Source organism: Myceligenerans cantabricum (genome assembly GCF_054777735.1).
This window is the reverse complement of the sequence record NZ_BAAHAJ010000009.1, coordinates 15185-36744: the sequence shown is the minus strand read 5'-3', so window position 1 is coordinate 36744 and position 21560 is coordinate 15185. Positions and strand designations below refer to the sequence as shown.

Sequence of the window (21560 nt, the reverse complement as noted above, 5' to 3'; positions counted from 1 at the left end):
ATGGCCGCCACGACCACCACCCCCACCCCGCCGGCCACCGCACCTCGCGGCCCGGGGGCACGCACCCGGCGGCGCCGCGGACGGCTCCTCGGCGCCCTCGCCCCGCACGCCTTCCTCGTGCTGCTCGCCGTCGCGTTCCTCGCCCCGGTCGCCTGGGCACTGATCTCCTCGTTCAAGCCCGCCACCGCGATCGTGTCCGACCCGCTCGGCCTCGACCCGGCCACGCTCGGCCTCGAGAACTACCGGCGCATGTTCGACGACGTCCCGCTCGGGCAGGGCTTCGTCAACACCGCCGTCGTGCTCGTCGCCAAGGGCTCGATCACGCTGTTCTGCGCGCCCCTGGCCGCCTACGCGTTCGCCAAGCACCGCTTCCCCGGACGCGACCTGCTGTTCGGCACGGTGCTCCTGACCCTGATGCTCCCCCAGATCGTCCTCATCATCCCGCTGCTGCTGGAGATGAAGTCGCTGGGCTGGGTGAACACGTACCAGGCCCTCGTCCTGCCCGGCGCCGTCGACGCGTTCGCCGTGTTCTGGATGCGGCAGGTCATCGCCGCGGTCCCGGACGAGCTCCTCGACGCCGCCCGGATCGACGGCTGCGGCGAGCTCGGCACGTTCACGCGCATCGTGCTGCCCGTCATCCGGCCGGCGCTCGCGGGGCTGGCGGTGCTGACCGTCATGAACATCTACAACGACTTCGTGTGGCCCGTGGTGGCCGCAAGCTCCGAGCGGATGGCCACCCTCCAGGTCGTGCTGTCCACGCTGGCGCAGAACATCAGCGGGAACCGGATCGGCGCCGACTACGCCACCGTCACCGGCGAGCTGCTGGCCGCCGCCTCGATCGCGCTGATCCCGCTGCTCATCGTCTTCATGGTGTTCCAGCGGCACTTCATGAACGGCATCCTCGCCGGCAGCGTCAAGGGCTGACCGGCGCCGGCTCGCCACACCATCGCCTCCCCTCAGCCCGCCGGACTCCCGCCCGGTCCCGAGCCCCACGTAAGGAACCCCTCTCCATGACCACGTCCACGCCACGCCCCGAGTACCCGCGGCCCGACCGCGACCGTTCCGACCGGTGGCTCAGCCTCAACGGGATCTGGGAGCTGGACCTCCCCGAGGGCACGGTGCCCGTCGTCGTCCCCTTCGCGTGGGAGACCGAGGCGTCCGGCGTCGGGCGCACGTGGCTCGAGCACGCCACCTACCGCCGCACCGTCACCGCGCCCGCCGGGTGGAGCGGGGCCCGCGTGATGCTGTGCTTCGGGGCGGTCCACCACCACGCCGTCGTGCGCCTCGACGGCGTGGTCGTCGCCGAGCACGCGGGCGGTCACACACCGTTCGAGGCCGACCTCACCGGCCTGCTCGCTCCCGGGACCCCCGCAGACCTGCGGGTCGAGGTGTCCGCGCCGTCCGACAAGCGCGCCATCGCGCACGGCAAGCAGCGCTCCGTCCCCCGCGACGACTACGACGGTGTCTCGTTCGCCCCGACGTCGGGCATCTGGCAGCCCGTCTGGCTGGAGGCGCGCGGACGCACGTACGCGGCCGACGTCACCGTCCGCGGCGACAGCCTCACCGGGTTCGACGTCGAGGTGCGGGCCGACGGCGCCGCACCGGCGGGCGCCGTCCTCGACGTGACCGTCACGGAGGGGTCCGCTCACGGCGAGACGCTCCGGATCGTCGCCGACGGCTCCGGCCGCGGCCGTGGGCGGCTGGACCTCACCACGCCGCGGCTCTGGAGCCCTGCCGACCCCCACCTGTACCGGCTGCGGGTGACCACCCGCGCCGACAGCGCACCGGACACCGTCACCGTCACCGCCGGGCTGCGCCGCATCGAGACCCGCGGCGAGCAGCTGTTCCTCAACGACGAGCGGCTCTACGTCCGCGGCGTCCTCGACCAGGGCTACTGGCCCCGCACCGGCCTCACCGCCCCCGACGACGAAGCGCTCCGTGCCGACCTGGAGCTCGCCCGCGACCTCGGCTACAACCTCGTGCGCAAGCACATCAAGCTCGAGGAGCCCCGCTGGCTGCACCACGCCGACCGGGCGGGCATGCTGGTCTGGGCCGAGCCGCCGGGCCCGAGCCGTTTCGGACCCGAGGCCGCCGCGGCGATGGAAGCACAGATCGAGCCGATGGTCACGCGCGACGGCAACCACCCCAGCATCGTGGTCTGGGGCCTCTACAACGAGGAGTGGGGTCTCGACTGGGACCTCCCCGGACGTCGCGGGGCCGCCGAGGCGGCCTCCCGCGCCTACGACCTGCTGCGCGGCCTCGACGACACGCGGCCGGTCGTCGAGAACTCCGGCTGGGCACACGTGCGCACCGACCTCGTCGACTGGCACTACTACGACGAGGACCCCGAGGCCTGGGCGGCGAACGTCGCCGCGCTCGCCGACGGCAGCCTGGAGGGCTTCCCCGTGCGGCTCGCGCCGGACTTCGTGTCGCGCAAGTCGCTGTACGGCGCGGCGGACCACCCGCGGGCCGGGGTGCCGATCCTGAACAGCGAGTACGGAGCCGGGTTCACCAGCCTGGAGCGGGCCTGGCACCTGCGCTGGCAGACACAGGAGCTGCGGCGTCACGACCGGTTCGCCGGGTACGTGTACACGGAGCTGTCCGACGTCGAGCACGAGATGGCCGGGCTGGTCGACGCCGACCGCCGGGGCAAGGAGCAGGGCGGGCTCGACGCGCGGGACGTCAACGCGGAGACCGTGCTGGTGGTGGACGTGATCCCGGCGCACGCCGGGGCCGACGTCCCCGTGCCGGAGCAGGACCTGACCCTGGCCGTGCACGTGTCGCACCACGGGCCGGCCGCGGTGAGCGGTGTCGTGCGGGGTGCGTGGGTCGCTGCCGGCACCCCGTTCGGGCCCGAGGCGGTGCCGCCCGACGGCGAGTCCCCTGCCGTGACGGCCGAGCCGTTCGAGCTCAGCGCGCCCGTCCCGCTCACGGTCCCCGCACCCGCCCCGTCCGGCGCTGCCCGCCTCCTGCTCTGGCTCGTGGACGACGACGGCGGCGTGCGCGCACGCACCTTCGTCGACGCGGCACCGATCGAGCGGCCGAACCGCCGCGGGGAGCGGTGGACCGGCGGGACCATCGCGGGCCGCCGGCCGTTCTGACCGACAAGATCACCCCATTCCGCCCGCATCACCGGAAATGCCGGAACCGCGATCCAGAGCAGTTCTCCTGGTTCGACGACACGCTGCTCTCGAAAGGCCAGGAAAAGAACACCTTCGACATTCCCGAGAAAAAACTTCGCGGTGGGTCCGATCCGAAGATCGGACCCACCGCGAAGGTGGTCTCAGCGCCGCCGCCAGAGGCGGTTCAGCGCCCGCGCCGGTGAGCTCAGCTCTCCGGCGGCGCCGTCACGCAGCCGTGGGCCGCGGACTCGGCGTGACCGATCTCGATGTCGGCAAGACCCGCGAGCTTGACCACCACGGCGGTCACCTCGATACCCGTGCCCATCTCGGCCGGCACCTGCCGGTTGACGACGATCTCGCCGCCGGGGATCTGGATCTCGACGTTCGGGTCGTCGACGAGGATGACCTCGTCGCCCACCCGCAGCGTCAGATCCACATCGCCGCTGACCTGCTCACACGAGCTGGCAGCCGTGACCGTGAGGTCCTCGACGACGATCGCCGGGGTGCCCAGCAGGTTGACCGAGGCCTCCTCGATCGTGGTCTCGGCGGTGACCGTGTCGGTCGCCGTGTCGACGACCACGCTCGGGCACAGGGCCGCGAGGTCCAGCACCACGGCGTCCACCGCGGCCGTGCAGGGGGTGTCCGTCACGAGGTCCTCGGACGTGGAGATCTCTCCGGTGTCCGGCTGCGTCGGCACGGTGATCTCGCCGAGCAGCGGGACCTGGACCGAAGCAGAAACCCCGTAGGCCTGGCCGGTGTAGTACTCGGCCTCGGCCTCTGCCGCCTGGGCCGGCGCGGCGGTCGCGGCAACGAGCAGTGCCACGGCAGGCAGCAGCTTAATCATGCGCATCGATAGTTCCTCCCCATCGAATGGTGTCATCGGACGTGCGTCGCGGCGAAAAGCCAGAAGGGGAAACTGGGCAACACATGATGGCCGAGTGCGCCGCGATCAGCAGAACAATCATCGGACGCACCGCGCATTCTTGTGTATCACGGTCATGGGTGCACAAGAGATGATGTTGCCGCAGATAATCCTGATCACTACTGAAAGAGCGGTTAATTATGCCCACGACATTGCGCGTGACCAGGTAGGTTGACCGCGTGAGACTCGACGGCAAGGCAGCGTTCGTGACCGGCGCGGCCCACGGCATCGGTGCCGCGACCGCGCGGCGCCTGCACGGTGACGGTGCCACCGTCGTCGTCGCCGACCAGGACGGGGATGCCGCCCGCAAGCTGGCCGACGACCTCGGCGAGCGCGCCCTCGCGGCCCCGTGCGACGTCCACGACCGCGCGTCCGTCGACGCCGCGCTCGACGCCACGCGCTCGGCGCTCGGCCGCCTCGACCATCTCGTGACCGTCGCCGGCGGGTCGATGCCCACACCCGACCCGACGCGGCTCCCGGACGAGGCGTGGGACCGGATCGTGGACCTCAACCTCACCGGGACCATGCGGTGCGTCCGCGCCGCGCTGCCGCTGCTGCAGGAGTCCGCACGGCCCGCCGTCGTCATGGTCTCGTCGGTGAACGGCCTCGCGGCGTTCGGCGAGGAGCCGTACTCGGCCGCCAAGGCCGGCCTGTCGGTCCTGGCCAAGAACTACGCGGTCCGGTACGGCCCGGCGGGCGTCCGCTTCAACGTCGTCGCACCCGGCACCGTCCGCACGCGGGTCTGGGACGACCAGGACGGAGCGCTCGAACGTCTCGCACCCCTCTACCCCCTGGGCCGGGTCGGCGAGCCGGAGGACATCGCGGCCGCCATCGCCTTCCTCGTGTCCGACGACGCCTCGTGGATCACCGGCGTCACGCTCCCCGTCGACGGCGGGATCCTCGCAGGGCCGTCGCGGCTCCTGTTCCCGGAGGGCTGACGTCCGATGATCTACGACGTCCTGATGTTCCCCGGCCGCCGGGACGCACCCACGCCGACCGGCTCCCGCACCTGAGCGGCTGGCCGCGCCAGGCAGCACCCAGGTTCGGCGCCTAAGGTTCTGCCACCGTCGCTCCACCTGGCCCGCCGTACCCCCGAAGGAGCCCCCCGTGACGCCCGTCGACCTCGTGCTCCTCGTCCTGCTGGTGGCCGCCCTCTTCGCCGGCCTGAGCCGCGGCCTGCTGGCCACGCTCGGCGGGCTCGTCGGCCTGATCGTCGGCGGCGTCGTCGCCTTCTGGGCCGTCCCGGCGCTCAACGACGTGCTGCCCACCTCGCAGTGGCGTGGCCCGGCGTCCCTCCTCGCGGCGATCCTGCTGCCGGTGTTCGGCGCCTCGTTCGGTGCCGGGCTGGGGCACAGCCTGCGCCGGGAGGTGGACCGCACGCCGTTGCGCCCGCTCGAACGCCTGCTCGGCGGGGCGGCGAACGTGGCGGTCGTCGCCGTCGCACTGTCCTTCGTGGGCACGACGATCGTCACCACCGGCACGCCCGGCATCGCGCCCGCCGTCTCCTCGTCCGCGATCCTGCGCACCGTCGACGACCTGACCCCGCCTGCGCTGGGCCGCCCGCTCGCGCAGGCGCGCGCGTTCGTGCTCGACGACGGCCTGCCCCGGCTGGACAGCCTCCTCGCCCCGGCCACGACGCAGACGGTCCCCGCCGTCGACCTCGACGACCCGGCGCTGGAGGCCGCGGCGCAGTCCGTGGCCCGGATCTCGGGCACCGCGTACGCGTGCGGCAAGAGCTCGACCGGGTCGGGGTTCGTCGTCGCCCCCGACCGGCTGGTGACCAACGCGCACGTCGTGGCCGGAGTCGAGCGGCCCGTCGTCGAGCTGCCCGGGAGCCAGGCCCTGGAGGGACGGGTGGTGTACTTCGACCCGGTGGACGACCTCGCCGTGGTCGCCGTGGACGGACTGACGGCGAGCCCGCTCACCGTGGCCCCGACGCTCTCGGTCGGCGACCAGGCCGCGGTCCAGGGCTACCCCTTCGGAGGCCCGTTCACCTCGACGAGCGCCGGGATCACGGCCGTCGACACCGTCCGGGTGCCGGACGCGTACGGCTCCGGCGTCGCGCCCCGGGAGATCTACGCCCTGGCGGCCGACGTCCGGCCCGGGAACTCCGGCGGCCCGCTCCTGACGACCGGCGGAGAGGTCACCGGCGTCGTCTTCGCGCGCGGCGACTCCGAGGACGCCGTGGGCTACGCGATGACCAGCGCCGAGCTGCTCCCGGTCGCCGCCCGGGCCCCCGACCTGACCGACCCGGTCGCACCGGGGCACTGCGTCGCCTGACCCGCGCCGGCCGGGAGAGGATGAGGCCATGCCTCTCGTCTCCCGCTACTTCGCCACCGAGGACCGCTACGACTCCATGCAGTACCGCCGCACCGGGCGTTCCGGCCTCGACCTGCCGGCGCTGTCGCTCGGCCTCTGGCACAACTTCGGCGACACCACGCCGTTCGACACCCAGCGCTCCGTGCTCCGGCGAGCGTTCGACCTCGGCATCACCCACTTCGACCTCGCCAACAACTACGGGCCGCCGTACGGCTCCGCCGAAGAGAACTTCGGCCGCCACCTGGCCGCCGACCTCGCCCCGTACCGGGACGAGCTGATCATCTCCTCCAAGGCCGGGTACGACATGTGGCCCGGCCCGTACGGCGAGTGGGGATCGCGCAAGTACCTCCTGTCGAGCCTCGACCAGACGCTGCGTCGCACCGGTCTCGACTACGTCGACATCTACTACCACCACCGCCCCGACCCGAGCACCCCGCTCGAGGAGACGATGGGGGCGCTCGCCCAGGCGGTCCGCCAGGGCAAGGCGCTGTACGCCGGCGTCTCCAACTACAGCCCGGCCCGCACCCGCGACGCCGCCCGCATCCTCGACGGCCTCGGCGTGCCGCTGCTCATCCACCAGCCGTCCTACTCGATGTTCAACCGGCACATCGAGGACCCCGCCCACACCGACGCGTACGACGGCGAGCAGACCGAGCCGCTGCTCGACGTCGTCGGCGAGCTCGGCATCGGCACCATCGTGTTCTCCCCGCTGCAGCAGGGGCTGCTCACCGACCGGTACCTGTCCGGGTCGGCGCCGGCCGGCTCCCGCGCCGCGCGCCCGGACTCGCCGTTCCTGTCGTCGGGCAACCTCACCGACGACTACCTCGGGCGCGCCCGGGCGCTGCACGAGATCGCGGCCGGCCGCGGGCAGACCCTCGCCCAGCTCGCCCTCGCGTGGGTGCTGCGGGACCGGCGCGTCACGTCGGCACTCATCGGTGCGTCGTCGGTGCAGCAGCTGGAGGACAACGTCGGCGCGCTCTCGGCGGCACCGCTCACCGCCGACGAGATCGCCGCCGTCGAGCCGCACGCCCGGGCCCTCTGACTCCCCGGCGACCCGGCCGGCGGCCGGGTCGCCCCCGGCGTCAGACCAGCTCGACCAGGTCCGCGACCGAGTCGACCACGTGGCCCGGACGGAACGGGTACCTCGGCACGTCGTCGGCCTGCGTGGAGCCGGTGAGCACGAGGAACGTCTGCAGGCCGGCCTCGACCCCGCCGACGACGTCGGTGTCCATGCGGTCCCCGATCATCGCCGTCTCCTCGGAGTGCGCCCCGATCCGGTTGAGCGCCGAGCGGAACAGGATCGGGTTCGGCTTGCCGACGAAGTAGGGCTCGCGGCCCGTGGCGGCCGTGATCATGGCGGCCACCGAGCCCGTCGCGGGCAGCGGCCCCTCCTGCGACGGGCCGGTGACGTCGGGGTTCGTCGCGATGAACCGCGCGCCGCCGAGGATCAGGCGGATCGCCTTGGTGATCGCCTCGAACGAGTAGGTGCGCGTCTCACCGAGCACCACGTAGTCGGGAGAGGACTCGGTCAGCGTGTAGCCCACCTGGTACAGCGCCGTCGTCAGGCCCGCCTCCCCGATGGCGTAGGCGCTGCCGCCCGGGATCTGGTCGTGCAGAAACTGGGCCGTGGCCAGCGCGGACGTCCAGATCGACGCCTCCGGCACGTCGAGCCCGCTGGCCGCCAGCCGGGCACGCAGGTCGCGCGCCGTGAAGATCGAGTTGTTCGTCAGGATGAGGAACGGCACGTCCTTGTCCCGCAGCCGTTTCAGGAAGTCGGCCGCGCCGGGCAGGGCGGTCCCCTCGTGGACCAGGACACCGTCCATGTCGGTGAGCCAGGACTTGATCACGCGCTCGGACATCGTGCTGCAGCTCCTCGTCGTCGACGGCGGGCCGCGACACCCGCCCACCGGGCCCCAGCCTATGCGCAGGGACGCGGGAGGACGCGGGCCGTCCCACGACGACCGGCGCGACGGAGCCCGGGCCGCGCGATCGCGCGGCCCGGGCTCCGTCGCGCCGGGTTCAGTCGGCCGTCGCGGAGGCGGCGAGGGCGGCCTGGAAGGTGGCGACGTCGGTCGCGCCGGCGGTGAACTGCGCCGTGGCATCGGAGATCGCGCTGAGCTGGGCGATGGGCACGGCCGCGCCGTGCGCCACGGACGACACGATCGTGTCCTCCTGGAAGGACTTGATCGCCGTCTTCTGGTACTCGGTGAACTGCCCGGCGTCGATGTCGGTGCGCGCCGGGATCGAACCCTTGATCTTGTTGAACTCGACCTGGCCCTTCTTCGAACCGACGGTCTCCATCCAGGCCTCCGCGTTCTCCTGGTCGAGGATGCCCGTCGACAGGACGAACGAGTCCGCGAGGAAGTCGAACGTGCCGGAGGTGCCCGGCGAGGGGACGACGACGTAGTCCTCGCCGTACTTCTTGTTCTCGGCCTCGAACGCGCTCACGGCCCAGTCGCCCATGATGTTGAACCCGGCCTCGCCCTTGATGAGCCGCTCGGTGGCCTTGTCCCACTCGAGGTCGTCGCGGTCGGTGTTGGTGTAGCCCAGCAGCGTCTCGAAGTCCTCGAGCGCGGCGGTGACCTCGGGGCTGTTCCAGTCGGTGCTCCCGCTCCACAGGCCGTTGTAGGCCTCGACGCCGAGGTCGGCCAGCAGGACCGTCTCGAGCAGGTGCACCTGGGGCCAGGTGGTCCCGAGCGACAGCGGGGTCTTGACCCCCGCGTTCCTGAGCTTCTCGAGGTCCGCGGCGAAGGCGTCGATGGTGTCGTACTCGGCCGACGGGTCGATGCCGTGCTTCGTCAGCACCGCCGGGTTGGCCCACAGCAGGTTCGCGCGGTGGATGTTCGCCGGGATCGAGTAGATCTTGCCGTTCTCCGTGGAGAGCCGCTCGATCAGGTCCTCGGGGAATGCGGTGGTCAGGCCGAACTCCTCGTACAGCCCTGACACGTCCTGGATGTAGCCGTCCTCGATGTAGTCCTGCAGCTCCGCACCCGCATGGGCGACGAACGTGTCCGGCGGGTCCTCCGTCTCCAGGCGCGACTGCAGGGAGTCCTTGGACGTCGCGCTGCCCCCGCCGCCCATGACCCCGTCGTTGACGAACTCGATGTCAGGGTGCTCCTGCGCGAAGACCTCCGCCAGCTTGTCCAGGCTCTGCTTCTCCACGCCCGAGGCCCACCAGGTGTAGACCGTGACGTCCTCGTACGACCTGAGGGACGGCGTGGCGCCGCTGCTCCCGTCGCCGCAGGCGGCAAGCACCAGGCCGAGGGCAGCGACCGCGGCCACCGCCGTCGTCGTCTTCCGTGTCGTTCGCATCTCGCGTCCAGGTTTCCCTTCATCGTTGGAGGGTCGGGCCGACGATGAAGTCGGCTCCGACGTCGTACGCATGGTGCACGGCACGCCGAGCGGCGGCCGCGGTGAGATGCCCTGGAGCATAGCGAATTGTCCGGTAGTGCGCGTCCACGACAAGGCGTTGACCTGCGGCATCCGCAGCCTCCGGGCGCCGACCACGGACCGTGGTCCGGGATGGCCGCCGGACTTGTTTTCGGGTGTGCGAACTTTTAGAGTTTGGGTATGCCCAACGCTCGTCGCGCGGTCGCCGCGCTCCGCCTGGTCCTCCCGCTCGCGCTGGTCGCGGGGACGCTGTCCGGCTGCGGGGCGGTGCTCGAGAGCCGCGGGGCGGACGACGGCCGGCCGATGGTGCTGACGACGTTCACGGTGCTCGCGGACATCGCGCGGAACGTGGCCGGGGACCGTCTCCGGGTGGAGTCGATCACCAAGCCGGGCGCGGAGATCCACGGGTACGAGCCGACGCCGGGCGACATCGCGAAGGCGTCCGAGGCGGACCTGATCCTCGACAACGGGCTGAACCTCGAGGCGTGGTTCGGCCAGTTCGTGGAGTCGGTCGACGTGCCGCACGTGGTCGTGTCGGACGGCGTCGAGCCGATGGACGTCACCGGGGACGCGTACGCCGGCACGCCGAACCCGCACGCGTGGATGAGCCCGGTGAACGTGCAGGTCTACGTCGACAACATGGTCGACGCGTTCAGCGACCTCGACCCGGAGCACGCAACCGGTTTCGAGGCGGCCGGCAGGGCCTACCAGGCGGAGCTGCAGGAGGTGCAGGACGAGCTCGTCGACGGGCTCTCGGCGCTGCCCGAGAACGAGCGTGCTCTGGCGACCTGCGAGGGGGCGTTCTCCTACCTCGCCCGCGACGCGGGGCTGACCGAGCGGTACATCTGGCCGGTGAACGCCGAGCAGCAGGCCACCCCGCAGCAGATCGCCGGCATGATCGAGTTCGTCGAGGCCGACGACGTCCCCGCGGTGTTCTGCGAGTCGACCGTGTCGGACAAGCCCATGCAGCAGGTGGTCGAGGCGACCGGCGCCGCCTTCGGGGGCACCCTCTACGTCGACTCCCTCTCCGAGGCCGACGGGCCCGTCCCGACCTACCTCGACCTGATCCGGTACGACACCAGGACCATCCTCGACGCGCTGGGCGCCGGCGCCTCCGGCGGAGCCGGCTCGTGAGCACCACGACCGCCCCCACGATCCAGGTGGACGACGTCGTCGTCCGCTACGGCGAGGTGCTGGCGCTCGACGGCGTGTCCCTGGGCGTCCGGCCCGGCCGGGTGACCGGCCTGATCGGGATGAACGGGTCCGGGAAGTCGACCCTCTTCAGGACGATCATGGGCACGGTCCGCCCCGAGCGGGGGCGTGTCGTCCTGGACGGCGCCGACCCCGCGACGGCGCGCCGTCGCGGCCTGGTCGGGTACGTGCCGCAGAGCGAGGAGGTCGACTGGTCCTTCCCCGTCTCCGTGCGCGACGTGGTGATGATGGGCCGGTACGGGCACCAGGGCCGCACGCGCCGCGTCCGCCCGGCCGACCGCGCCGCCGTCGCCGACGCGCTGGAACGGGTGGAGCTCACCGGCTACGCCGACCGGCAGATCGGGCAGCTGTCGGGCGGGCAGCGCAAGCGCGCGTTCGTCGCCCGCGGCATCGCCCAGGACGCCCGCGTCCTGCTGCTGGACGAGCCGTTCGCCGGCGTCGACAAGCGTTCCGAGGCCACCATCGTGCGGCTCCTGAAGGAGCTCGCCGGCGACGGCCGGACCGTCCTGGTCTCCACCCACGACCTGCACGCGCTCCCCCGGCTCGCCGACGAGGCCGCGCTGCTGCTGCACCGCGTGCTGTTCCACGGCGAGGTCACCGAGGCACTGCGCCCGGAGAACCTGGCCCGCGCCTTCGGCCTCGACGTGCTGGGCGGCGAGGAGCCCGCATGAGCCCCCTCGACCTGCTGCTGGAGCCGCTGCAGTACGACTTCATGGTCCGTGCGACCGTGACGACCGTGATCGCCGCCGTCGTGTGCGCGCTGCTGTCCTGCTGGCTCGTCCTGGTGGGCTGGTCGCTGATGGGCGACGCCGTCTCCCACGCCGTGCTGCCCGGCGTCGTCATCGCCTACGTCCTCGGCGCCCCGTTCGCGCTCGGGGCGCTCGTGTTCGGGTTCCTCGCCGTCGCCCTGATCGGCGCGATCCGCGGCACGAGCCGCGTCAAGGAGGACGCGGCGATCGGGATCGTGTTCACCACCTTGTTCGCGCTCGGGCTCGTGCTCATCTCCGTCACGCCGAGCCAGACCGACCTGAACCACATCATCTTCGGCAACATCCTGGGGGTCTCCCCCGCGGACCTGACCCAGATCGCCGTCCTGGCCGCGATCGCCTTCGTGGTGCTGGTCGTCAAGCGCCGCGACCTGACCCTGTACGCGTTCGACCGCATGCACGCCCACGCGATCGGGCTCTCGCCCCGGTTCCTCGGGGCGCTGCTGCTGGGGCTCCTCGCCCTGACCGCCGTCGTCGCCCTCCAGGTGGTCGGCGTGATCCTGGTCGTGGCGATGCTGATCATCCCGGGCGCCACCGCCTACCTGCTCACCGACCGGTTCGGGCGGATGCTCGTGATCGCCCCGGTGATCTCGGCGGTCTGCTCGGTGCTGGGGATCTACGCCAGCTTCTGGCTGGACGCGGCGTCGGGCGGGCTCGTCGTCATCGTCCAGGGGGCCGCGTTCGCCGTCGTCTACCTGTTCGCCCCGCGCCACGGCCTGCTCGGCAGGCGGCTGGCGGCCGGACGACGGCGCGTCGCGTCGCGGCCGGGCGCGGCCTGACGCCACCGTCTGGCACGTCCGGGAGCGGCCGGACGCCGAGGGCGCGACCATGGAGGCATGCTGCTCGCCCAGGTCGTCGCCACGTCGGACGCCGTCGCCGGCACGCGCTCGCGTCTCGCCAAGCGTGCGGCCATCGCGGACCTCCTGCGTCGCGGTGCGACCGACGCGGCGAGCCCCGGCGCCGACACCGGCCCCGACGCCACGGGAGCGGACGAGCTGGAGATCGCCGTCGCCTACCTGTCCGGCGCGCTGCGCCAGCGCCGCACCGGGCTGGGCCGGGCCGCGGTCCGCGACCTCCCGCCGCCGGCCACGTCCGCGAACCTCACGCTGCACGACGTCGACGCCGCCCTCGCCGCCCTGTCCGAGCTCTCCGGCCCCGGGTCCGACACCGCCCGTGCCACCGCGGCGGCCGCGCTCCTCGGCGCGGCCACGGGCCGTGAGCAGGCGTTCCTGCGCGGCCTGATCACCGGCGAGCTGCGGCAGGGTGCGCTCGACTCGGTCGTCGTGGACGCCGTCGCCGAGGCGGCGGTCGTCCCCGCCGCCGCAGTCCGCCGCGCCGTCATGCTGCGCGGCGCGACCGGGCCCGTCGCCCGCGCGGCGCTGCTCTCCCCCGACCCGCTCGCCGCCCTCGCCGGCTTCTCGCTCCAGGTCGGCCGCCCGGTGCGGCCCATGCTCGCCCGGTCGGCCCCCGACGTGGCCGCCGCGCTCGACAGGCTGTCGCCGAGCGGCGCCGTCTGCGTGGACGTCAAGCTGGACGGGGTCCGCATCCAGGTGCACCGGGCCGACGACGACGTGCGGGTCTTCACCCGCTCCCTGGACGACATCACGGCACGCGCACCGGAGATCGTCGCCGTGGTGCGCACCCTGCCGGAACCGCGGCTCGTCCTGGACGGCGAGGCGATGGTGCTGGGGCCGGACGGCGCCCCGCGCCCGTTCCAGGAGACCGCGGCGCGGTCCGCGACGCACGAGGCCAGGAGCACGGCGGAAGGCAGAGCGGGAGACTCACCGGACGGCGCGCCGGAACCGGCGCCGGACGCCGCCGTCGCCCTCACCCCGTTCTTCTTCGACGTGCTGCACGCGGGCGGGCGCGACCTGATCGACGCCCCGCTGCGCGAACGGCTCGCCGTGCTCGACCGGGTCGCGGGCCCGCACACGGTCGGGCGCCTGACGCGGGCGGGTGGCACGGCCGGGGACACGGCCGCGCTGTTCACGGAGTTCTTCGAGCGGGCGGTCCGCGAGGGGCAGGAGGGTGTCGTCGTGAAGTCGCTCGACTCCGGCTACGCCGCGGGCCGGCGCGGTGCGGGGTGGGTCAAGGTGAAGCCGCGCACGACGCTCGACCTGGTGGTGCTCGCCGTCGAGTGGGGGTCCGGCCGCCGGCGGGGCATGTTGTCGAACATCCACCTCGGCGCCCGGCAGGCCGGCCCGGACGGCGACGGCTTCGTCATGCTGGGCAAGACCTTCAAGGGGATGACGGACGAGATGCTCGCGTGGCAGACCCGGCGGTTCCTCGCGCTGGAGGCCTCGCGCGAGGGGCACGTGGTGCACGTGCGTCCGGAGCAGGTCGTGGAGATCGCCTTCGACGGCCTGCAGCGCTCGACGCGCTACCCCGGCGGGCTCGCGCTGCGGTTCGCCCGGGTCCTGCGATACCGGGACGACAAGTCGGCCGCCGAGGCGGACACGATCGAGACGGTCCGCTCGCTCGCCGGCTGACGGGGCCGGTCGGCTCGCCAGCGACGACACACCAGCACCGACCGCCACAAAACGGTCATCAGCGATCTACTGTGGGGCCGTGCCGTACAGATGCGGGTTCGAGTTCGAGTATGCCCTGGTCGACACCTCGCACAGGATGCGCAGCTTCACCGACCTGGACTTCCGGCAGCTCGGCGCGGCGCTGGCCGGCGGCGAGGGTACGGACGACGACACGCTCACCCGCGGCGACCTCGGCATCAAGTCCGGCTACTGGTACCTGGAGGGCGACGAGCGGTTCGGGCCGGACGGCACGTTCCAGGACCTGCGGGTCAAGGGCGTGGAGATCCGCACCCCGATCGGCACGAGCCTCACGGCGGGGGTCGACCACCTCGTGCGCCTGCAAGGGCTGCTGGAGGAACGTCTGGCCCCGCTCGGACTCGGCCTCGGCATCGTGGGCTTCCACCCGACGCTGACCGAGTACCGGATCGAGCCGCCGCTGAACGACTGGGAGCGTGCGATGCGCGCCGAGCACCCCGAGTACGGGCACGCGAACGTCTCCAACGTGACCTACGGACCGGACGTGAACCTCTCGTTCCCCTGCCTCGACGACGCCGGGGTCGTCGACCTGACGCGCAAGCTGACGCACTACAGCCCGTACCTGGTGCCGTTCAGCTTCAGCTCGCCCTTCTTCGCCGGCGGCACGTGGGGCGGTCCGAGCAGGCGGACCCACGAACGCACCTGGCGGCGGGTCGCGGCCCGCTGCTTCGTGGAGCGGGAGCCGGACCCCGCGGTGTCCCCCGGCTTCCTGTGCCGCCCGCGGGTGCCGGCCGAGCGCGGCCGGATCGAGTTCAAGGCGTACGACGCCTTCCTGAGCCGGCCCCTCCTCCTGGCCGGCGCCGCCCTGGTGCTCGGCGTGTGCCTCTCCGACGAGCTGCCGGAGCGCAGCGACGTGCCGAGCCGTGAGCTCCACCAGCGCGCCGCGTCCGGCGCCTTCGGGGTGCCCGAGATCGCCGACGGCGCCGCCCACGTCCTGGAGGCCGCGGGCAAGGCACTCGCCGGACTGCCGGACGAGGCAGCCCTCCTCGCCCCGTTCGCCGACCTCCTCGACCGGGGCCGCACCCCCGCCGACGACCTGCTCGACGCCCACGCCCGCACAGGCCAGACGTTCCAACCAGGAGGACTCCGATGACGACCGACAGCACCCGGATCACCGGTGACGTGGACGTGGCGATCTGCGGCGCCGGCCCGATCGGCGCGGCCACGGCGCACTTCCTCGCCCGGCGCCGTCCCGCGCTGCGGGTCGCGCTGCTCACCGCCGAGCACCCCGGCGGCCCGGCGGGCGAGCCGTCCGCGGACCCGGCGCACCTCGCCACCTACCGCTACTCCGGAGGCAGCATCCGCTGGGCGTGGGACGACACGGTCAAGCGAGAGATGACGGGCGAGACCGCCCGGTTCGTCCGCGGGCTGCTGGCCGACGGCGTCAACCTCGACGCGCTGGAGAACACCTACCACCTGCTGCACACCGGCGAGCTGATCCCGGCCCTGAACGTCTCGGGCGCCCGTCTGGTGAACCACCTCGTCCAGGCCGCACGGGCCGACGGCGTCGCCTGGTACCCGGGCACGCCCGTCACCGCCGTACGGGCCGGGGACGGCGCCCACGTCGTGGAGACCGCACGCGGCGACGTGCGGGCCGGGCAGGTGCTCGTCGCCCTCGGCGCGCACACCCCGCGGGTCCTGCCCGCCCACGGCCCGGAGGTCGAGAAGCGCCAGCTCTTCGTGCTCGACCTCCCGGTCCACGAGCACCGGGAGCACCTCCCCCACACGATCGTGCCCGTCGGGAAGGGCTTCGCGTACGTCTTCGTGAAGCGGACGGCCGACGGGACCAGGGTGCTCGTGGGCCAGGAGGACGTCGTCGAGGACCAGGACGCCTCCGGCCCGGCGGACTACTGGGACGAGCTGCTGGACAGCGGCCTCGGCGACGTGCTGCCGTGGCTGCGCGACGCCGGGGTGGAGCGGGTCCTGTGGGGCAGCGACGTCGGGCACAAGACGCTCGCCGTCGACGAGCCGGCGCCTGGCCTGCTCGCCGCGAGCTGCGGCAGCGCGGTGCGTTCGGCGGCGTGGATCGGCCGGAACCTCGCCGGGCGCCTGGCCGGCGGGCACGGGTAGGCCCGTCGGCCGGCGCCGGCGGATCAGCCGTGCGCGGCGCGGACGACGTCGGCGAGCGGCGTGGCGGGACGGCCCAGGAGCCGGACCAGGTCCTCGCTGTCCGTGGCCAGGTCGCCGACCGCGATCGTGGCGTCCAGGGCGGCGACGAAGCCCGCCGTGCCGGCGTCGAGCCCGGCCTGCTGCAGCTCGGCCACGTACTCGGGGCCCGGCACGTCGCGGTAGACGACCTCGGTGCCGGTGACCTCACTGATCGTCGCGGCGAGCTCGGCGAAGCCGAACGACTCCCCGCCGAGCTCGTGGACGACCTCGGCGCCGTCGTCGGACAGCAGCGCGGTCGCCGCCGCGGCGGCGAAGTCGGCGCGCGGCGCGGCGGAGACCTTGCCGCCCGCGGTGGCACCGAGGATCTCGCCGCGCTCGAGGTACTCCCCGAGCCGCCCCGTGTAGTTCTCGGTGTACCAGCCGTTGCGCAGCAGGGTGATCGGGACGCCGGACGCGCGCAGCGCCTGCTCGGTGGCCTGGTGCTCGCCGGCCAGCGGGTTGGACGTGTCGTCCGCGTTGAGGATGCTGGTGTACACGATGCGCTGCGCACCGGCGGCCCGTGCGGCGTCGATCACCGCGGTGTGCTGGGCGACGCGCGCACCCACCTCGCTGCCGGAGACCAGCAGCAGGCGCTCGACGCCCGCGAGCGCTCCGGGCAGGGTCTCGGGGAGCCCGTAGTCGGCCTCGCGGACCTGGACGCCGCGCTCGGCGAGGTCGGCGGCCTTGCCGGGAGTGCGGACGATCGCGACCAGGTCGGAGGCGGGGACGCCGCGGGACAGCAGCTCCTCGACGACGAGACGGCCGAGGTGTCCGGTGGCCCCGGTGACGGCGTAGGTGGTCATGCACTCTCCCATGCTCAGGTGGTTGCCGTGCGCCAAGCAGTTGCTGGCGGATAGCACTAACGAATCGAAAGTACACCATATTCCGAGCGTGCGACGGTATCCTGGTCCCCGTGAGCCCCACCGACCCGGAGTCCACGGCCGCGCCGGTCACCACCGCGGCCGACGGGCCCTCGCCCGCCCTGGTGACCGACGTCTTCGCGCGCGGCTGCACGTCGCGCGCGTCCTTCGAGATCGTCACGGCCAAGTGGTCCTCACTCGCCCTGCTCGCGCTCGCCGAGGGCGGCTACCGCTTCAACGCGCTGCGCCGCCGCGTCGAGGGGGTCAGCGAGAAGATGCTGTCCCAGACCCTGCAGGCGCTCGAACGCGACGGCATGGTCACGCGGGACGTCGTCACCACCATCCCGCCGCGCGTCGAGTACGGCCTGACCCCGCTCGGTACGCAGGTCGGCGAGAAGCTGCGTGCGCTCGCCGACCTCCTGGAGGACACGGCCGCCGAGGCGGCGCGGAGCGACGCCGCAGACGGCGCCGCCCGGCCCGCGCGGTAGCCGGCGGGGGGACGCCCGCGTGCCGGGTCCTGGTGATGGGCGGCGAGGATGCCGTTACCCGGCCGATGATCAGTGATCCAGTTGATGATCCGTATGATCTTGTTGACCAGGCACCGCCACTGATCGGAGATTCGACTCCGAAGGGCCCGGCGTGGCATCTCGCGCCGCCGCGCACTGGAGCGCGGCGCACGCCCGGGCCGGACTGGAGTCATGATGGAATCCGACCGAAAGCTCATGCTGGACCGGCGGGGCCTGCTCGTCGGCGGGGCAGTCCTCGGCTCGGCCGCCGCGCTGGGGATCGCGCGCCCGGCCGCCGCGGCCGTGCCGGGCTTCCCGACGTTCACCCGCCTGGGCCCGGCCCTGGACAGGTCCGCGCTCTCCTACAACCCGACCGACGAGATCATCTTCCCGTCGATCCGGCGCGTCGCCGGGCGGGTGCGAAACCCGCTGGGTGCCTGGTACATGTACTACGCGCCGCACGACGCGCCCGGCGGGATCTGCCTGGCGTACGCCGACTCGCTGGCGGGCCCGTGGCACGAGGCCCCGGGCAACCCGGTCGTTGCCCGAGAGCCGTACTCGGTGAACCACGTCTCGAGCCCGCACGCCGTCTGGAACGCCGCCGACCGCAAGATCTACTTGTTCTTCCACGGCGACAACGACACCACCCGGGTGGCCACCTCGACCGACGGACGCAGCTTCTCCCACGGAAACACCGTCCTGACCACCGCGATGATGCCCTCGAACGTCAGCGAGACGTCGTACGCACGGGTGTTCCCCCACCCGACGCAGCCGGGCGTGCACATCATGCTGTTCATGGGCAACCAGTCCGGGACCCGCAAGATCTTCATCGGCTGGTCCCACTCGCTGGCCTCGGGCTGGCAGTTCAAGCCCGACCCGCTGATCTCGCCGGCAGCGGGCGAGGGCGGTCAGCTCTCGGGTGCGCACTACTGGTCGCGCAACGGCGGCGGCCACGTCGTCTACCACAGCGGCGCCGGCACCATGCACGTCGCCGACGTCGGCACGAGCTTCGACCGGGAGAACCACCTCGGGGTCCTGTACACCGAGCCCGTCGCCACCCGGGCAGCGGCCCCGAGCTTCGCCGAGGAGGACGGCCACCTCTACATGTTCTACGAGGCCGGACAGCGCGGAAACACCAACATCGCGATCGCCCGGGCCGGCTGACCGGACCGGGGACCGGCCGGGCGTGGCGAGCACGTGCTCGCCACGCCCGGCGGCGCGCTGCGGACCGGTGCGGTCCGTGCGGTCAGACCTTCCTGCGGTACGTGCGCAGCGCGAGCACATAGCACAGGATGCCGACGCCAAGGATCCAGGCCAGCGCGACCCAGATGTCGTCGCCGACCGGCCGCCCCTCGAACAGCGCCCGCAGCGTCTCGACCACGGACGTGACCGGCTGGTTCTCGGCGAACCAGCGGACCGGGCCGGGCATGGACCCGGTCGGTGCGAACGCCGAGCTGAGGAACGGCAGGAAGATCAGCGGGTAGGAGAACGCGCCCGCGCCCTCCATGGTCGTGGCCGTCAGGCCGGGGATGACCGACATCCAGGTCAGGGTCAGCGTGAACAGCGCGAGCACGCCGAGGGCCGCCAGCCAGCCGAGGAGGCCGGCCTCCGGGCGGAACCCCATCACGAGCGCGACGCCGATGATGAGCACCGTGGTGGCCCCGTTCGAGACCAGCGAGGTCAGCACGTGCGACCACAGCACCGACGCGCGCGAGATCGGCATCGTGCCGAGCCGGGCGGTGATGCCCTTGCTGGTGTCGTTGAAGATCCGCAGCGCCGTGTACGCCACGCTGGACGCGACGGTGATGAGCAGGATCCCGGGCAGCAGGTAGTTGGTGTAGTTGGCGCCGCCCGTGTCGATCGCGCCGCCGAACACGTACCGGAACAGCAGGAAGATCGCGATGGGGGTGAGGGCGACCGTGATGATCGTGTCCGGGCTGCGCAGGATCTGCTTCATCAGGCGCCCGGTGAGGACCGAGGTGTCGTGCAGCATGGTCAGCCGACCTCCTTGCGACCGATGACGGCGAGAAAGATCTCCTCGAGGGTGGGCCGCTTCTCGACGTACTCGACAGTGGCCGGCGGGAACATCGTCGTGAGCTCGGCGAGCGTGCCGTTCGCGATGATCGTGCCCTCGTGCAGGATCGCGATGCGGTCCGCGAGCTGCTCGGCCTCGTCCAGGTACTGGGTGGTGAGCAGGACGGTGGTGCCGCCGTCGGCCAGGTTCTTGACGGTGCGCCAGACCTCGTGGCGCGCCTCCGGGTCCAGGCCGGTGGTGGGCTCGTCGAGGAAGATGATCTCCGGCGAGCCGACCAGGCTCATGGCGATGTCGAGGCGGCGTGTCATGCCGCCCGAGTAGGTGGCGGCGCGGCGGTCCGCGGCGTCGGTGAGGCCGAACTGCGCGAGCAGGCCCGTCGCGACCGTCCGCGGGCCGGGGACCCGGCGGAGCCGCGCGACCAGCTCCAGGTTCTCCCGGCCGGTGAGGACCTCGTCGACGGCGGCGAACTGCCCCGTCAGCGAGATGGAGCGGCGGACCTTGCCGGGCCGTGCGACGACGTCGTCGCCCGCCAGGGACGCCCGGCCGCCGTCGGGCGCGAGGAGCGTCGTGCAGATGTTCACGGTCGTGGTCTTGCCGGCGCCGTTCGAACCGAGCAGGGCGAAGATCTCACCCGGCCGGACGTCGAAGGTGACGCCCTTGAGGACCTCGTGGTCGCCGAACGACTTGCGTAGCCCGACGACCTCGATCGCGGGGACGGTCACTGGGGCGGGCATGATTCCTCCAGAGTGGTGGGGCGGGTTTCCGGGCGCGCTCAGGGAGGGCGCGGGCACGGTGGAAGCTCTCGGCGGTCGTCCGGGGAGCGCCGGGGTCGGGTCAGGGGCGGCCGTGGCGGGTCAGGGGCGGCGGACGATGATGTCTCCGTAGCCCGTGGCGGCGTGGATCTCGGCCGTGGCCTCGTCGTCGGCCGGGGCGTCGGCGGGGGTGAGCTGGTTGCGGACCGCGCCGTGCTCGGAGGCGACGTCGAGGAACGCGGCCGTGCCCTCGGGCACGCCGACCTCGATCGAGCCGAAGGACGTGGTGAGCGAGACGCTGCCGGACTCGACGGCCTCGACACGGATGCCGGCGTGCGCCGACCTGGCGGTCAGGGTGCCGCGCACGCGGCGCACGGCGATCTCGGCGTGCGCTCCGGTCACCTCCAGCGACCCGGTGACGTCACCGACGGTGATGGCGCCGTTGGCCGCCTTGAGCGTGCCGTCGCCGGCGAACTCCTCGACGCGCACGGAGCCGGCGGAGACCTTGACGTTCGTGGGCCCGCCGACCCTGCCGACGACGGCGCTCCCCGCGGACACCTTGAGGTCGAGCCGGGCGGCCGTGTCGATGCGCGCGTCCCCCGCGGAGGCGACGAGGTCGACGACGCCGAGCCGCCCCTCCGCGGAGAACGAGCCGGACCTGGCCCGGAGGTCGGACCCCTCGGGCAGCTCGACGGTGATGTCCGCGGTGCCGGCGGCGAACGGCAGGACCCACTGCTTCCAGGATCCCGGGTAGGTGACGGAGACGGACTCGCCGTCGCGCTCGACGCGGACCTCCTGCGCGGCGCGCACGCTGCCGGCCTTGGCGGGGTCGGTGGGCAGGACGGTGACGACGACGTCGTCCCGCTCGGCCGCCACCACGCGCAGGCTGGCGAAGGGGACGTCCACGAGCAGCGGGACAGGTCCGGTGACGGGGAAGGTGGTCATGGGAGCCTCCGGGGAGCG

The 21560-nt window shown here is 72.8% G+C and carries 21 protein-coding genes; 14 read left to right on the top strand and 7 right to left on the bottom strand.

Going from position 1 to position 21560, the window contains the following annotated elements:
* The 3 genes from ACYU96_RS09340 (at nucleotide 1) to ACYU96_RS09330 (ending at nucleotide 3325) form a co-directional block, all read left to right on the top strand.
* The gene (locus ACYU96_RS09340) at nucleotides 1–924 is read left to right on the top strand and encodes a carbohydrate ABC transporter permease (protein ID WP_460752080.1); all 924 of its coding nucleotides are present in this window, start codon (nucleotides 1–3) and stop codon (nucleotides 922–924) included.
* A gap of 86 nt (nucleotides 925–1010) precedes the next feature.
* Entirely contained in the window at nucleotides 1011–3101 is a 2091-nt protein-coding gene (locus ACYU96_RS09335) for a glycoside hydrolase family 2 protein (RefSeq protein WP_460752078.1), read from the top strand.
* Nucleotides 3062–3325, top strand: coding sequence for a hypothetical protein (locus tag ACYU96_RS09330; protein WP_460752075.1), 264 nt, complete (start codon nucleotides 3062–3064; stop codon nucleotides 3323–3325). The genes ACYU96_RS09335 and ACYU96_RS09330 overlap by 40 nt, the downstream gene beginning before the upstream one ends.
* 2 nt (nucleotides 3326–3327) lie before the next feature.
* On the opposite strand, the gene ACYU96_RS09325 is transcribed toward ACYU96_RS09330, so the two are convergent.
* Entirely contained in the window at nucleotides 3328–3972 is a 645-nt protein-coding gene (locus ACYU96_RS09325; protein WP_460752073.1) for a choice-of-anchor P family protein, read from the bottom strand.
* Between the two features lie 251 nt (nucleotides 3973–4223).
* On the opposite strand from ACYU96_RS09325, the gene ACYU96_RS09320 reads away from it, so the two are divergent.
* From ACYU96_RS09320 to ACYU96_RS09310, 3 genes are all read left to right on the top strand, one after another.
* Nucleotides 4224–4982, top strand: a complete 759-nt coding sequence (locus ACYU96_RS09320; RefSeq protein ID WP_460752070.1) for an SDR family NAD(P)-dependent oxidoreductase — start codon at nucleotides 4224–4226, stop codon at nucleotides 4980–4982.
* 169 nt (nucleotides 4983–5151) lie between these two features.
* Nucleotides 5152–6324: a MarP family serine protease gene (locus ACYU96_RS09315; RefSeq protein WP_460752067.1), complete on the top strand. Its 1173-nt coding sequence runs from the start codon at nucleotides 5152–5154 to the stop codon at nucleotides 6322–6324.
* A 28-nt stretch (nucleotides 6325–6352) separates the two neighbouring features.
* Nucleotides 6353–7405 (top strand): aldo/keto reductase, encoded by a 1053-nt coding sequence (locus ACYU96_RS09310; protein ID WP_460752064.1) that lies wholly within the window; start codon nucleotides 6353–6355, stop codon nucleotides 7403–7405.
* Between the two features lie 40 nt (nucleotides 7406–7445).
* Here ACYU96_RS09310 and ACYU96_RS09305 read toward each other — a convergent pair whose 3' ends face one another.
* Complete coding sequence (locus ACYU96_RS09305; protein WP_460752061.1) at nucleotides 7446–8222, bottom strand: HAD-IIA family hydrolase; 777 nt, start codon at nucleotides 8220–8222, stop codon at nucleotides 7446–7448.
* A gap of 160 nt (nucleotides 8223–8382) precedes the next feature.
* The gene (locus tag ACYU96_RS09300; RefSeq protein WP_460752058.1) at nucleotides 8383–9675 is read right to left on the bottom strand and encodes an ABC transporter substrate-binding protein; all 1293 of its coding nucleotides are present in this window, start codon (nucleotides 9673–9675) and stop codon (nucleotides 8383–8385) included.
* 258 nt (nucleotides 9676–9933) lie between these two features.
* Between ACYU96_RS09300 and ACYU96_RS09295 the strand changes: the two genes are divergently transcribed.
* The 6 genes from ACYU96_RS09295 to ACYU96_RS09270 all read left to right on the top strand — a co-directional run bounded on the left by ACYU96_RS09295 (nucleotide 9934) and on the right by ACYU96_RS09270 (nucleotide 16366).
* Nucleotides 9934–10887 carry a metal ABC transporter substrate-binding protein gene (locus tag ACYU96_RS09295; protein ID WP_460752055.1) on the top strand — a complete coding sequence of 318 codons (954 nt, stop codon included), beginning with the start codon at nucleotides 9934–9936 and terminating at the stop codon, nucleotides 10885–10887.
* Nucleotides 10884–11636, top strand: a complete 753-nt coding sequence (locus tag ACYU96_RS09290; protein WP_460752052.1) for a metal ABC transporter ATP-binding protein — start codon at nucleotides 10884–10886, stop codon at nucleotides 11634–11636. The genes ACYU96_RS09295 and ACYU96_RS09290 overlap by 4 nt, the downstream gene beginning before the upstream one ends.
* Nucleotides 11633–12511, top strand: a complete 879-nt coding sequence (locus tag ACYU96_RS09285; protein WP_460752050.1) for a metal ABC transporter permease — start codon at nucleotides 11633–11635, stop codon at nucleotides 12509–12511. Before ACYU96_RS09290 ends, ACYU96_RS09285 begins: the two co-directional genes overlap by 4 nt.
* A gap of 57 nt (nucleotides 12512–12568) precedes the next feature.
* Nucleotides 12569–14221, top strand: a complete 1653-nt coding sequence (locus tag ACYU96_RS09280; RefSeq protein ID WP_460752047.1) for an ATP-dependent DNA ligase — start codon at nucleotides 12569–12571, stop codon at nucleotides 14219–14221.
* 79 nt (nucleotides 14222–14300) lie between these two features.
* Nucleotides 14301–15389: a glutamate-cysteine ligase family protein gene (locus ACYU96_RS09275; RefSeq protein WP_460752045.1), complete on the top strand. Its 1089-nt coding sequence runs from the start codon at nucleotides 14301–14303 to the stop codon at nucleotides 15387–15389.
* Nucleotides 15386–16366 (top strand): NAD(P)/FAD-dependent oxidoreductase, encoded by a 981-nt coding sequence (locus ACYU96_RS09270; RefSeq protein ID WP_460752042.1) that lies wholly within the window; start codon nucleotides 15386–15388, stop codon nucleotides 16364–16366. The genes ACYU96_RS09275 and ACYU96_RS09270 overlap by 4 nt, the downstream gene beginning before the upstream one ends.
* Nucleotides 16367–16389: 23 nt before the next feature.
* On the opposite strand, the gene ACYU96_RS09265 is transcribed toward ACYU96_RS09270, so the two are convergent.
* Nucleotides 16390–17247, bottom strand: coding sequence for an SDR family oxidoreductase (locus ACYU96_RS09265; RefSeq protein WP_460752039.1), 858 nt, complete (start codon nucleotides 17245–17247; stop codon nucleotides 16390–16392).
* A gap of 110 nt (nucleotides 17248–17357) precedes the next feature.
* Between ACYU96_RS09265 and ACYU96_RS09260 the strand changes: the two genes are divergently transcribed.
* Together ACYU96_RS09260 and ACYU96_RS09255 are read left to right on the top strand one after the other, a co-directional pair.
* The gene (locus tag ACYU96_RS09260) at nucleotides 17358–17792 is read left to right on the top strand and encodes a winged helix-turn-helix transcriptional regulator (RefSeq protein ID WP_460752035.1); all 435 of its coding nucleotides are present in this window, start codon (nucleotides 17358–17360) and stop codon (nucleotides 17790–17792) included.
* A 213-nt stretch (nucleotides 17793–18005) separates the two neighbouring features.
* Complete coding sequence (locus ACYU96_RS09255; RefSeq protein WP_460752033.1) at nucleotides 18006–18974, top strand: hypothetical protein; 969 nt, start codon at nucleotides 18006–18008, stop codon at nucleotides 18972–18974.
* 82 nt (nucleotides 18975–19056) lie between these two features.
* Here ACYU96_RS09255 and ACYU96_RS09250 read toward each other — a convergent pair whose 3' ends face one another.
* The 3 genes from ACYU96_RS09250 to ACYU96_RS09240 all read right to left on the bottom strand — a co-directional run bounded on the left by ACYU96_RS09250 (nucleotide 19057) and on the right by ACYU96_RS09240 (nucleotide 21542).
* Nucleotides 19057–19803, bottom strand: coding sequence for an ABC transporter permease (locus ACYU96_RS09250; RefSeq protein WP_460752030.1), 747 nt, complete (start codon nucleotides 19801–19803; stop codon nucleotides 19057–19059).
* Between the two features lie 2 nt (nucleotides 19804–19805).
* Nucleotides 19806–20579: an ABC transporter ATP-binding protein gene (locus ACYU96_RS09245; RefSeq protein ID WP_460752027.1), complete on the bottom strand. Its 774-nt coding sequence runs from the start codon at nucleotides 20577–20579 to the stop codon at nucleotides 19806–19808.
* Nucleotides 20580–20699: 120 nt separating this feature from the next.
* Nucleotides 20700–21542 carry a DUF4097 family beta strand repeat-containing protein gene (locus ACYU96_RS09240; RefSeq protein WP_460752024.1) on the bottom strand — a complete coding sequence of 281 codons (843 nt, stop codon included), beginning with the start codon at nucleotides 21540–21542 and terminating at the stop codon, nucleotides 20700–20702.
* Between the last annotated feature and the right edge of the window lie 18 nt (nucleotides 21543–21560).